At 70.4% G+C, this 12,573-nt stretch carries 9 protein-coding genes; 5 read left to right on the forward strand and 4 right to left on the reverse strand.

Annotated elements, in window-relative coordinates; translation table 11 throughout:
* Window positions 1–2 precede the first annotated feature (2 nt).
* From L324_RS02750 to L324_RS02760, 3 genes are all read right to left on the reverse strand, one after another.
* On the reverse strand, window positions 3–1,130 hold the full coding sequence (locus L324_RS02750) for a sensor histidine kinase (RefSeq protein ID WP_037303837.1): 1,128 nt from the start codon (window positions 1,128–1,130) through the stop codon (window positions 3–5).
* Window positions 1,127–1,804: a response regulator transcription factor gene (locus L324_RS02755; protein WP_037303838.1), complete on the reverse strand. Its 678-nt coding sequence runs from the start codon at window positions 1,802–1,804 to the stop codon at window positions 1,127–1,129. The genes L324_RS02750 and L324_RS02755 overlap by 4 nt, the downstream gene beginning before the upstream one ends.
* Window positions 1,805–1,885: 81 nt before the next feature.
* Window positions 1,886–3,373 (reverse strand): PucR family transcriptional regulator, encoded by a 1,488-nt coding sequence (locus tag L324_RS02760; protein WP_173426341.1) that lies wholly within the window; start codon window positions 3,371–3,373, stop codon window positions 1,886–1,888.
* 110 nt (window positions 3,374–3,483) lie between these two features.
* Here L324_RS02760 and L324_RS02765 point away from each other — a divergent pair, with 110 nt between their 5' ends.
* The 5 genes from L324_RS02765 (at window position 3,484) to L324_RS02785 (ending at window position 10,500) form a co-directional block, all read left to right on the forward strand.
* On the forward strand, window positions 3,484–4,935 hold the full coding sequence (locus L324_RS02765; RefSeq protein ID WP_037304428.1) for a sodium:solute symporter family protein: 1,452 nt from the start codon (window positions 3,484–3,486) through the stop codon (window positions 4,933–4,935).
* Between the two features lie 21 nt (window positions 4,936–4,956).
* Window positions 4,957–5,910: an agmatinase gene (gene speB, locus L324_RS02770; protein WP_051173588.1), complete on the forward strand. Its 954-nt coding sequence runs from the start codon at window positions 4,957–4,959 to the stop codon at window positions 5,908–5,910.
* On the forward strand, window positions 5,907–7,562 hold the full coding sequence (locus tag L324_RS02775; RefSeq protein WP_037303840.1) for a thiamine pyrophosphate-binding protein: 1,656 nt from the start codon (window positions 5,907–5,909) through the stop codon (window positions 7,560–7,562). The genes speB and L324_RS02775 overlap by 4 nt, the downstream gene beginning before the upstream one ends.
* Window positions 7,559–8,965 carry an aminobutyraldehyde dehydrogenase gene (locus L324_RS02780; RefSeq protein WP_037303842.1) on the forward strand — a complete coding sequence of 469 codons (1,407 nt, stop codon included), beginning with the start codon at window positions 7,559–7,561 and terminating at the stop codon, window positions 8,963–8,965. The genes L324_RS02775 and L324_RS02780 overlap by 4 nt, the downstream gene beginning before the upstream one ends.
* Before the next feature lie 80 nt (window positions 8,966–9,045).
* Window positions 9,046–10,500 (forward strand): purine-cytosine permease family protein, encoded by a 1,455-nt coding sequence (locus L324_RS02785; protein WP_037303843.1) that lies wholly within the window; start codon window positions 9,046–9,048, stop codon window positions 10,498–10,500.
* Between the two features lie 64 nt (window positions 10,501–10,564).
* Here L324_RS02785 and dxs read toward each other — a convergent pair whose 3' ends face one another.
* A complete protein-coding gene (gene dxs / locus L324_RS02790; RefSeq protein ID WP_037303844.1) occupies window positions 10,565–12,469 on the reverse strand; it encodes a 1-deoxy-D-xylulose-5-phosphate synthase in 1,905 nt (634 codons plus the stop codon).
* Window positions 12,470–12,573: the final 104 nt, after the last annotated feature.

The raw sequence follows: 12,573 nt of genomic DNA on the forward strand, positions 1-12,573 counted from the left end.
GTTCAGGGCAGAGCGGGCAGGTGGACGGTCACCGAAAGACCGCCGCCCACAACGGGTTCCGCGGACACCGTGCCGCCATGGGCCTGGACGGCGGCGCGCACGATCGAGAGTCCCAGCCCCGCACCGGTGCGGGCGGTCCTGGCGACGCCGGCGCGGCGGAACGGTTCGAACAGTTCGGGGACCGCGGCCGGGTCGAGCAGGCCGCCGGACGACCGCACCCGGAGCACCGACCATTGTGGACCGGCCTGGGTGACGACGTCGAGCCAGCCGCCCTCGACGTTGTGCCGCACCGCGTTCTCCAGGAGGTTGCCCGCGATCCGTTCCAGCAGCGCGGGATCGCCGAACGTCGGCGCCCCAGGTGTCGCGAATTCGGTGCGGATACCGCGTTTCTCGGCTTCGACCCGAACCGCCCGCCACGCGCTCGCCACGATCACCGCGAGGTCGACCGGTTCCCTGGCCACCAGTCCGGCGCCGTCCGTGCGCGCGAGCAGCAGCAGCGAGCCGACCAGCCGCTCGGCCCGTTCGGTCGCGTCGCGGACCACCCCGGCCATCCGCCGCAGTTCGGCCTCGTCGGCGTACTCGTCGGCCAGGGTGACGTCGAGTTCGGTGCGGATGACCGCGAGCGGCGTCCGCAGTTCGTGGCTGGCGTTCGCGACGAAATGCCGTTGCGCGTCGAACGCGGCCTGCAGCCGGTCGAGCATGTCGTCGAAGGTCTCGGCCAGTTCGGCGAGTTCGTCCTTGGTGCGGACCTCGCCGATCCGCTCCCCCATCGACTCGATCGACAGCCGTCGTGCCGTCCCGGTGATCTCGCGCAGCGGCTGCAGGACCCGCGCGGTGAACGTCCACGCGAGGATCCCCGCCGCCAGCACGACGAAACAGAACGCGACCGCGCCGAACAGCAGCACCCGGTTCCGCGAGTACACCCGCAGATGCTCGGTGACGGCGGAGGCGTCGACGTCGACGCCGTCGACCCGCACCGTGGTCCCCGGCGGCAGTTGCGGAACGGCGGAAACCGCGTCGCCGACCAGGTTCCAGGTCAGCCAGAGCAACAGGAGGCTGACCAGTGCCACCAGCCCGGTCGCGAGGAGCGTGACCCGCGCGCGCAGGCTGCGGGCACCGGAGGGGATCACCCGCGTGCGGTCCCCTGCTCCGGCACCCGGTACCCGGAGCCGACGACGGTCTCGATGATGCCCGGCTCGCCGAGTTTCTTCCGCAACGTCATCACGGTGACGCGGACGGTGGTGGTGAACGGATCGGCGTTCTCGTCCCACACCCGCTCGAGCAGTTCCTCGCTGCTGACCACCGAACCGGCGGCCGACAGCAGCACCTCCAGGACGCCGAACTCCTTGCGGGTGAGCTCCACCGGGCCGTTCGCGCGGCGTACGGTCCGCTTCGCCGGATCCAGTTCGACGTCGCCGGAGGTCAGCAGCGGCGGCGCGGCCGGGGTGGCGCGGCGGCCCAGCGCCCGCACGCGCGCGACGAGTTCGGGGAACGCGAACGGTTTGGCGAGATAGTCGTCGGCGCCGAGGGAAAGCCCGTCCACGCGGTCCGACACGGAACTGCTCGCGGTGAGCATGAGCACGCGGGTCAGCTCGCCGGACGCGACGATCTCGCGGCACAGGTCGTCACCGGACATGCCGGGCAGGTCGCGGTCGAGCAGCACGACGTCATACCGGGTGACGGCGGCCTTCTCGTGCCCGTCGTCACCGGTGAGCGCGATGTCCACCGCCATCCCCTCGCGCCGCAGGCCGCGTGCGATCGCGTCGGCGAGGGGTTCTTCGTCTTCGACTACCAGAATTCGCACGACCCTACGTTGCCACAGATTCCTGAGAGTGACCTGATCTGACTCGTGAGTGGTAATGACGGTTCTAACCGTCATTACCACTCACGAGGCCCAGCGGAGGGCGAACCACAGCCGCATCCGGATCTCCGGATCCGCCAGATCCGCGCCCAGCGCCCGTTCGATCTGCCCGATCCGGTGCCGGACGCTGTTGCGGTGCACGCCGAGTTCGGCGGCCGTCCGGTCCCAGCCGCCGTGGTGCGCGAGCCAGGTCCGCAAGGTCTCGACCAGTTCGCGGTCGCCCTTCGTGTCCAGCTCGCGCAGCGGCGCGAGCGCCTGGGCGGCGAACCCGGCCGCCGCCTCCGGGGTGATCAGCGCGTCCAGCCCGAGCCCGGACGCCTCCGCCACCACCGGCCGTTCCAGCGCGGCGGCCCGCTTCAACAGCAACTCCACCTCGGTGGCCGCTTCGGGAAGCCGATCGGGCGGGACGGGGGAAGCCACCACGGCGAGCCAGCCGTCGGCGCGCAGCCGGTCGAGGTCCCCGATCTCGGGCGCCTCACGGACGATCGCGTCGAATCTCGGTCCCGGCCGCAGCCGCACGAACGGGGTGTCGAGCCGGGCACGCAGCCAGTCGTAGCGGGCCGCGACCTCGTCCGGCCCACGGCGGTAGGCGATCCCCGCGACCAGACGGCGTTCTTCCCCGCCGATCGCATCGGTCTCGCCCAGCAGCAACGCGGTGGCGGCGGCACCCGGCCCGGCCGCGTCCGAACCCGCGCGGCCGACCAGGCCGAGCAGGGCCGCGCCGACCGACAGGATCGACCGGTCCGCCCCGTCGAACCGGCCGGGGCGGCCGACCACGACCAGATGCGACGCCGTCGCCTGCGGATACACCGGCTGCGCGACGACGTGCGTGCCGTCGGGCAGCTCCGTCGTCGCGCTGCGGATCCCCCGTCCGGCCCGCAGTGTGGTGAGCAGCTCCCCGACCTCGGCCGGCAGCGGCGACGGCGTGCCGTGGTCGGCCGCGAGGACGTCGCCGGCGCCGACCAGCGCCACCCACGCTTTCAGCCGCCCGCCCAGCGCGCTCGCCAGTTCGCCGAGTCCGTCACCGGCCGCCCTGGTCAGCGCCTCGCGCGCGACCGCGATCCGCCGTTGTTCCCGCTTCCCGGCCTCGGCCAGCGCGACCGACACCGCCCGGCTGATCGCGAGGAACGGCGTCCGCGGCGGGACGATCAGCAGCGGGAGGCGGTACCGGGCGCACGCCGTCCGCAGGGGCGGCGGCAACGTCTCGTAGGTGCCGGGGGTGAGCCCGAACCCCAGCGCGGAGATCCCGCTGTCGGCCAGCCGCCGGACATAGCGGTCGATCTCGCGCGGCTCCACCGGCAGGTTCACCCCGGCGGTGAGCAGCAGTTCCGCGCCGAGCAGGTACGGCGCGGGATCCCGCAGCTCGCTGACGTGGGCCCAGCGCACCGGGGCGTCGAGCGCGCCCGGCCCCAGCGTCTCCACGACCGGGTCGAGTGCCAGTTCCGGGTTGCCGACCACGGCCCGTAACGGGACATTCACATCCGAACCGAGTGGATCGTGGGCTTGGGTCATTTCGTCCTCATCTGTGCGCAACTTTGGACGGATCATCCCATGTCGTTCACCGGGCGAACGAACCTACGGTGACCCGGACGAAGCGAACAGCCCAAGGCAAGGAGGACACCGTGGCCGGTGACTACGCGGTGATCGCGCTCTACATAGCGGGCATGATCGGGGTCGGCTGGTTCGGTCTGCGGCTCGCCAAGACCAAATCCGACTACCTGGTCGCGGGCCGCCGCCTCGGCTGGTTCATGTACTCGGGCACGATGTCCGCGGTCGTCCTCGGCGGCGCTTCGACGGTCGGCGGGGTGAAGCTCGGCTACACCTACGGCATCTCCGGCGCCTGGCTCGTGATCGCGATCGGCGTCGGCATCCTGGTCCTGCACACGCTGTTCGCGCGGCGGCTGGTGAAACTGCGCGTCTACACCGTCGGCGAGATGCTCGACCTGCGCTACGGCGGTTCCACCAGCGCGATCTCCGGCGTGGTCATGTGGGCGTACACGCTGATGCTGACGGTCACCTCGACGCTGGCGTTCGCCACCATCTTCAAGGTCCTCTTCAACGTCCCGAGCTGGGCGGGCATCGCCATCGGCGGATCGATCGTGGTGCTCTACTCGGTACTCGGCGGCATGTGGTCGATCACGCTGACCGACATCGTCCAGTTCGTCATCAAGACCATCGGCATCCTGCTGATCCTGCTGCCGGTCTCGATCGTCTCGGCGGGCGGCTTCGACGGGATGGCCACACGGCTGGACGAGAGCTACTTCGAACTCACCGCCATCGGCGGCGACACGATCTTCACCTACTTCCTCATCTACAGCTTCGGCCTCCTGATCGGCCAGGACATCTGGCAGCGTGTGTTCACCGCCCGCACGCCGGGCATCGCCACCGGCGGCGGCGTCATCTCCGGCGTCTACTGCCTGGTCTACGGCCTCGCCGGCGCGCTCATCGGCACCGCGGCGAAGACGCTTTACCCGAACCTCGCCAGCGCACAGGACGCGTTCGCGACCATCGTGGAGCAGCAACTGCCAGCCGGGATCCGCGGCCTGGTGCTCGCGGCCGCGCTGTCGGCGATGATGTCGACCGCCAGCGGCGCGCTCATCGCCTGCTCCACGGTCAGCACCTCGGATCTGCTTTCCAAGCTGGGCCTCAGGAAAGCCGCCTCCGAGGTCGGCAGGAACCGGCTCACCACCCTGGTCCTCGGCGTGGTCGCGATCGGCATCGCCATGATCGTCGACGACGTGGTCAACGCGCTGACCATCGCCTACGACATCCTCGTCGGCGGGCTGCTGGTGGCGATCATCGGCGGGCTGGCCTGGAAGCGCGGTACCCGTCAGGGCGCGCTCGCGTCGATGGTCGTCGGCACGGTCGTGGTCGTGGCGTTCATGGTCATCGACGGTGTAGAGGCCAACAGCCCGATCTACTGGGGCCTCGGCTCCAGCCTGGCGGTGTACCTGCTGGTCAGCTTCCTGACGCCGCGCACCTCGGACGAGATCCTCACCGTGTGGACCCGCCGCCTGAACGGCAGCGCGGCCGACGAAGAAGAAGAGGCGGAACTCGCCGCTTCCCAGTCCTGAAAACCATTCGAAGGAGACACAGTGCCTGTGCAGAACCCGATCGGACCCGTCGACTCCGCGAAGGTGCCCCGGTTCGCCGGTTTCGCGACCTTCGCGAGACTGCCGAGGATCGATCAGGTCGAGCGTGCGGACGTCGCCGTCGTCGGGGTGCCGTTCGACGCCGGCGTGTCCTACCGCCCCGGCGCGCGCTTCGGCCCGGCCGCGCTGCGCGAGGCGAGCCGCCTGCTGCGCCCGTATCACCCGGAACTCGACATCTCCCCGTTCGCGGAAACGCAGGTGGTCGACGCCGGTGACATCGCGCTCAACCCGTTCAACATCGGGGAGGCGATCGAGACCCTGCAGGGCGAGGCCGAGGCGCTGACCGCGGACGGTACGCGGCTGGTCACCGTCGGCGGTGACCACACGATCGCGCTGCCGCTGCTGCGGGCGGCGGCGAAGAAGCACGGACCGGTGGCACTCCTGCACTTCGACGCGCACCTCGACACCTGGGACACCTACTTCGGTGAGCCGTACACCCACGGCACCCCGTTCCGGCGGGCGTCCGAGGAAGGCCTCCTCGACACCGAAGCGCTGTCCCACGTCGGCACGCGCGGCCCGCTGTACGGCAAGCGGGATCTGGAAGAGGACCGCCGCCTCGGCTTCGGCATCGTCACCTCCGGCGACGTCCTGCGCCGCGGGGTCGCCGAGACCGTCGACGCGCTGCGCCAGCGCATCGGCGGCCGCCCGCTCTACATCTCCGTCGACATCGACGTGCTCGACCCCGCGCACGCCCCGGGCACCGGCACCCCAGAAGCGGGCGGCATGACCAGCCGCGAGCTGCTGGAGATCCTGCGCGGCCTGCGGGACTGCAACCTCATCGGAGCCGACGTGGTGGAGCTGGCCCCGGCTTACGATCACGCGGAGATCACCGCCATCGCGGCCTCCCACGTCGCCTACGACCTGGTGAGCCTGCTCAGCTTGGGGAAGGGCGAATGACCGGCGCACAACGGATAGGCGGCGACGTCGTCGTGGAAACCCTCCGCGCGCTCGGCGCGGACACCGTGTTCGGCCTGCCGGGCCAGCACGCGCTCGGCTTGTTCGAAGCGTTGCGGCGCGCGGAAAACGTCCGGGTGATCAGCTCCCGGGTGGAGAACAACCTGGCGTTCGCGGCCGACGGGCACGCCCGTGCCCGGCTCGCGGCGGATCCCGACGGGCCGGTCCCGGTGACCCCGATGATCGTGTCGACCGGACCCGGCGCGCTGCTGACTTTGGCTTCCCTGCAGGAATCCCGGGCGGCGTCGGTGCCGGTGCTCGGGATCTCCAGCCAGGTCCCGGTCGCCGGGCTCGGCGGCGGACGGCACGGGTATCTGCACGAACTGCCCGATCAGCAGGCCAGTTTCCGCGATGTGGTGAAGTCGGTGCACGTGGTACGGACCGTCAGCCAGATCCCGACGGCGCTGCGCGAGGCGTGGGAATCGGCGTCGACGGCGCCGTACGGCCCGGTGTGGGTCGAAATCCCGCAGGACGTTCTGCTGGAACCGACGGAACTGCCCCGGATCACTTCGGTGACGGCACGGCCCGCGCCGCTCGCGCCGCTGCCCGAGCTGCTCACCGAGGCCGCGAATCTGCTGGGGGCCGCGAAGAAACCGGTGATCCTCGCCGGCGGTGGCGCGCTGCGTTCGGGTTCCCACGCCGAACTGAAGGCACTCGCCGAGGCGCTGCGCGCGCCGGTGCTGTCGACCTTCGGCGGCAAGGGCGTCTTCGACTGGGAGCACGAACTGTCCGGGCAGTCGTGGCTCGAGGACTGGCACAGCACGGAATTCCTGTCGGACGCCGACGTCCTGCTGGTGCTGGGGTCCGGACTGGGCGAACTGTCCAGCAACTACCGCGAGTTCGCCCCGCGCGGACGGCTGATCCAGGTCGAGGCCGACCTCGGGAAGCTGGAGTCGAACTACCCGGCGCTGGGCATCCACGCCGATGTCCGCCTCGTCCTGCAAGGACTTCTGGAGCAGGTGCCGTTCCGCCGCGCCGACGGTGCGGCCGAGACCGCGGTGGCCGCGTTGCTGGACAAGGTGCGCGAACGGCTCGACGGCCAGCCCCTCGAAACCGAGCGCAAGCTCATCGACGACATCCGCGCGGCGATCCCCGAGGGCACGCAGACGTTCTGGGACATGACGATCGCGGCCTACTGGGCCTGGTCGGCCTGGAACCCCGATGGCGCGCCGATCCACACCGCGCAGGGCGCGGGCGGACTCGGCTACGGCCTGCCCGGCGCGCTCGGCGGCGCGGTCGCGACCGGCGGGCCGGTGCTGGCGGTGTCCGGCGACGGCGGCGCGATGTACGGCATCGCCGAACTCGCCACCGCGGTCCAGCACGGACTGGACGTCACGTGGCTCGTCGTCGACGACGGCGGGTACGGGATCCTGCGCGAATACCTGACCGGGGCCTTCGGGCAGTCCACCGCCACCGAACTCGCGCGGCCCGATTTCGAGGCGCTGGCGCGCTCTTTCGGCGTCCCGGCCACCGTGTCCTCTTTGGACACTATCGGCAAGGACCTCGCCGGGGCACTGAGCACTCCCGGCCCTTCGGTGGTCGTCCTCCCCGCTTTGCTGAAGATGTTCGAGCCGACCCACCTGGAGAAGAAATGACTCAGGTCCTGAACTTCGTCGACGGCACCGAGGTACCGGCGTCGGGCACGCGGACGCTCGACCTGGTGAATCCCGCCACCGGCGACGTCTTCGGCACCAGCGTGCTGTCCGAGCAGTCCGATGTGGACACCGCGCTGGCCGCCGCGGAACGGGCGTTCGAGGTCTGGCGCAAGAGCACGCCCGCCCAGCGTCAGCTGGCACTGCTGAAGATCGCGGACGCGGTGGAGGCCCGCGCGGAGGAGTTCGCCGACCTCGAGATCCGGGAGACCGGCAAGATCCGGTCCGTCGTGCTGGACGAGGAGATCCCGGAGTGCGTCAGCGCGCTGCGGTTCTTCGCCGGCGCGGCCCGGCAGCTCGACGGCACCGCGGCCGGGGAGTACCTGCCGGGGCACACCTCGGTGATCCGCCGCGAACCGGTCGGCGTCTGCGCGCAGATCGCGCCGTGGAACTACCCGCTGATGATGGGCGTCTGGAAGATCGCCCCGGCGCTGGCCGCGGGGAACACGGTCGTCCTCAAGCCCGCCGAGACCACCCCTTCGACGGCCGTGCTGCTGGCGAAGGTCGCCGCGGAGTTCCTGCCGCGGGGCGCGTTCAACGTCCTGTGCGGCGACCGCGACACCGGCCGCGCGCTGGTGCGGCATCCGATCACCGAACTGGTGTCGATCACCGGGTCGACGCGGGCGGGGATCGACGTCGCCACCGTCGCGGCGGCCGATCTCAAGCGCACGCACCTGGAACTCGGCGGGAACGCGCCCTTGCTGGTCTTCGGTGACGTGGACCTGACCGAAGCGGCGGAAGGCATCGTCGGCGCGGCGTTCTACAACGCCGGGCAGGACTGCACCGCGGGCAGCCGGGTGCTGGTGGACGCGGTGATCCACGACGAGTTCGTCGCGGAACTGACCAAGGCGGCCGCCGCGCAGGTTCCCGGCCGGGACTTCGGCCCGCTCAACAGCGAGGCGCAGTTCGGCCGGGTCCGCGGACTCGTCGAGCGGCTGCCGTCGCACGCCCGTGTGGAGACCGGCGGCAAACCCGCCGGTGACCGCGGTTTCTTCTTCTCCCCCACCGTGATCTCGGGTCTGAAGCAGGACGACGAGATCGTGCAGGAGGAGATCTTCGGCCCGGTGATCACCATCCAGTCCTTTGTGGACGAGGAAGAAGCGGTGAAGCTGGCCAACGGCGTCCCCTACGGGCTGGCGTCGTCGATCTGGACCAACGACCTCGGACGCGCGACCCGCGTCTCGGGCGAACTCGACTTCGGCTGCGTCTGGGTCAACACCCACGGGCCGCTGGTCGCCGAAATGCCTCATGGCGGCTTCGGGCACTCCGGCCACGGAAAGGACCTCTCGTCCTACTCCTTCGCCGAGTACACGCGCGTGAAGCACGTCATGACCCGCTTCGCCTGACCGCATTTCGTCCTCTGGATGCGGTAGTCGCACGCGCAAGGACCGCATTCAGAGGACGAAACGCGTACTTGGAGGTCCCCATGGGTGACAAGGTCACCGAAGTCGAGCAGCACGGTATCGCGCCGATCCCGCCGGAAGAGCAGACGTCGCGGCCCCGCGACCTGTTCCGGATGGCGTTCGGCGGCGCGAACACCTTCGCCACCATCATCCTCGGCACGCTCCCGATCGCCTTCGGCCTGAGCTTCTGGGCGGCGGTCGCGGCCACCGTCGCCGGCGTGGTCGTCGGCGCGCTGGTGCTCTCGCCGATGTCGTTGTTCGGCCCGCTCACCCGGACCAACAACGCCGTCTCCTCCGGCGCGCACTTCGGTGTCGTCGGCCGGTGCGTCGGCTCCTTCCTCTCCCTGCTGACCGCGATCACCTTCTTCGCCATCTCGGTCTGGGTCAGCGGCGACGCCGTCGCCGGTGCGGCACAACGGCTTTTCGGCTTCGACGGCGGCGAGGTGCTGCGCGGCGTCGCGTATGGCGTCATCGCGATCGCGACGCTGGTCGTGTGCATCTACGGCTACCGGTTCATGCTGCTGGTGAACCGGGTCGCCGTCGTACTGGGCACGGCGATCATGCTGCTCGGGATCGTGGCCTACGGCGGCGCGTTCGACCCCGGGTTCGCCGGCACCGGCGCCTACGCGCTCGGCGAGTTCTGGCCGACGTGGATCCTGGCCGCGCTCACCACGATGGCGAACCCGATCTCGTTCGGCGCCTTCCTCGGTGACTGGACGCGCTACATCCCCGCCCGTCACAGCCGCCGTTCCCTGCTGGCCGCGCCGTTCCTGGCGCAGGTGGCGACGTTGCTGCCGTTCGGCTTCGGCATCGCCACCGCGACCCTGGTGGCCGACCCCGGCGACTACATCACCGGCCTGACCGCGATTTCCCCGCTCTGGTACGCGATCCCGCTGATCGTGGTCGCGCTGATCGGCGGGCTCTCGACCGGCACGACCTCGCTCTACGGGACCGGGCTGGACTTCAGTTCGATCTTCGTGAAGCTGAGCCGCGTCCAGGCGACACTGCTGATCGGCTCACTCAGCGTCGTGTTCATCTTCGTCGGCAATTTCGTGCTGGACATGGTCTCCAGCATCAACGCCTTCGCCACGCTGATCGTGCTGTGCACGTCGCCGTGGATGGTGATCATGATGATCGGCTTCGTGCTGCGGCGCGGGTTCTACGACCCGGACGACCTGCAGGTGTTCAACCAGGGCCGCAAGGGCGGGCGCTACTGGTTCACCCGCGGCGTGAACTGGCGCGCGATGGCCGCGTGGATCCCGGCGACCGCGCTGGGTCTCCTGACCGCCAACACCCCGATGATCGCCGGGCCGTTCAAGGACATCGCGGGCGGTGTCGACATCAGCATGGTGATCACGCTGTGCACGGCGGCCGTCGCGTATCCCGTGCTCGTCAGGCTCTTCCCCGAACCGCGTGAGGTCTACTCGTACGCGGAGCCCGTCGCGGAACCGGCGATCGTGGTACCTCAGGAAGCCTAGGCCCCCGTCTCGTGAGTGGTAATGACGGTTCTAACCGTCATTACCACTCACGAGACGTCAAGGCTCAGCGGTGCGTGTCCTCCGGCGCCGGAGTGCGGCTCGCCAGGTTCGCGGACCACTCGGTGACCCGCCGCGCGACATCCTGCGCGGTGAGCCCGACCCGGGCCAGCACCTCTTCGCGCGAGCCGTGGTCGTGGAACACCTGCGGCACGGCGAGGTCGCGCAGCGGCACGTCGCATTCGGCGTCGCGGAACAGCGCGGCCAGCGCGGATCCGAAGCCGCCGTGGCGGCCACTGTCCTCGACGCTCACCACGAGCTTGTGCTGTTCGGCCAGCGCCACCAGTTCGGCGGGCGCCGGGACGACCCAGCGCGGGTCCACCACGGTCACGCCGATGCCCTGGTCGGCGAGCCGGTCCGCGGCGGCGAGCCCGAGCATGGCGAAGGCGCCCACGGCGACCAGCAGCACGTCGGCCTCGCCGGTGGGCTTGCGCAGCACGTCCACCACGCCGACGCGTTCGACGGCGGGGACGGAGTCGATCACGCCGCCCTTGGAGAACCGCAGCGCCGTCGGCCCGTCCTCGACGGCGATGGCCTCCCGCAGCTCCTCGCGCAGTGTCCCGGCGTCACGCGGCGCGGCGACCCGCATCCCCGGCACCATGCCCAGCAGCGAGAGATCCCACATGCCGTGGTGACTCGGCCCGTCCGGGCCGGTGATGCCCGCCCGGTCCAGCACCAGCGTCACCGGCTGGCGGTGCAGCGCGACGTCCATCAGGACCTGGTCGAAGGCCCGGTTCAAGAAGGTCGAGTAGACCGCGACGACCGGATGCTTGCCGCCCATCGCGAGACCCGCCGCCGAGGTCACCGCGTGCTGCTCGGCGATCCCGACGTCGTACCAGCGGTCCGGGTACGCCTCGGCGAACTTGTGCAGCCCGGTCGAGCGCAGCATGGCCGCGGTGATCGCGACGACGTCCTCGCGGTCGGCGCCGATCTTCACCAGTTCTTCGGCGAAGACGCCGGTCCAGCTCGGGCCCTTGACCGGCGGCAGGCCGGTCTCGGGGTCGATCGGGTCGGTCTGGTGCATCTGGTCGGCCTGGTTGGTGACCGCCGGCTCGTACCCGTGGCCCTTCTCCGTGACCACGTGCACGATGACCGCGCCGCCGAAGTCGCGGGCGCTCTGGAACGCCTTCTCCAGCGCGGCGAGGTCGTGCCCGTCGACCGGGCCGAGGTACTTGAGGCCGAGGTCGGAGAACATCATCTGCGGGCTCAGCGCGTCCTTGAGCCCCGCCTTCGCCGCGTGCAGCGCCGCGTAGATCGGCTTGCCGACGATGGGGGTGTGCCGCAGCAGTTCCTTGCCACGGTCCAGAACCCGCTCGTAGCCGGGCTTCAGCCGCAGCGACGCGAGGTGGTCGGCGACACCGCCGATGGTCGGCGAGTACGAGCGGCCGTTGTCGTTGATGACGATGACGACCGGGCGGCGCGGGTTCGCCGCGATGTTGTTGAGCGCCTCCCAGCACATGCCGCCGGTCAGCGCGCCGTCCCCGACGACGGCGATCGCGTGCCTGCCGCCACCGCCGAGTTCGAACGCCTTCGCCAGCCCGTCCACATAGGACAGGGCGGTCGAGGCGTGGCTGTTCTCGACGAGGTCGTGCTCGCTCTCGCAGCGCGCGGGATAGCCGGTGAGGCCGCCCAGCTGGCGCAGCTTGCCGAAGCCGTCGTGACGGCCGGTGACGATCTTGTGCACGTACGCCTGGTGACCGACGTCCCACACGATGGCGTCGCGCGGCGAGTCGAAGACCCGGTGCAGCGCCATCGTCAGCTCGACCACACCCAGGTTCGGGCCGAGGTGACCACCGGCGAGCCGCACCTTTTCGACGAGGAAGTCCCGGATCTCCGCGGCCAGCTCGCCGAGCTGCTCCTGGTCCATCCGCTTCAAGTCAGCCGGTCCGTGCACGGACTCGAGCAACGTCACTCTCCCACCTCGCCTGGTTCCTCTTCCGCCGTTCCAGCCAGTCTACGGAGGGCCGCCGAGAACCTTCCCGCGCCCGCGTCACGAGTCACATGTCAGAAAATCAC

Source organism: Amycolatopsis orientalis DSM 40040 = KCTC 9412, assembly GCF_000478275.1.
In the GTDB taxonomy this organism is placed as follows: Bacteria; Actinomycetota; Actinomycetes; order Mycobacteriales; family Pseudonocardiaceae; genus Amycolatopsis; species Amycolatopsis orientalis.

Coding starts and splice junctions, on each gene's coding strand:
- L324_RS02785 (WP_037303843.1), top strand. CDS start 9,046: ATGGGTGACAAGGTCACCGAAGTCGAGCAGCACGGTATCGCGCCGATC.
- L324_RS02760 (WP_173426341.1), bottom strand. CDS start 3,373: ATGACCCAAGCCCACGATCCACTCGGTTCGGATGTGAATGTCCCGTTA.
- L324_RS02775 (WP_037303840.1), top strand. CDS start 5,907: ATGACCGGCGCACAACGGATAGGCGGCGACGTCGTCGTGGAAACCCTC.
- L324_RS02780 (WP_037303842.1), top strand. CDS start 7,559: ATGACTCAGGTCCTGAACTTCGTCGACGGCACCGAGGTACCGGCGTCG.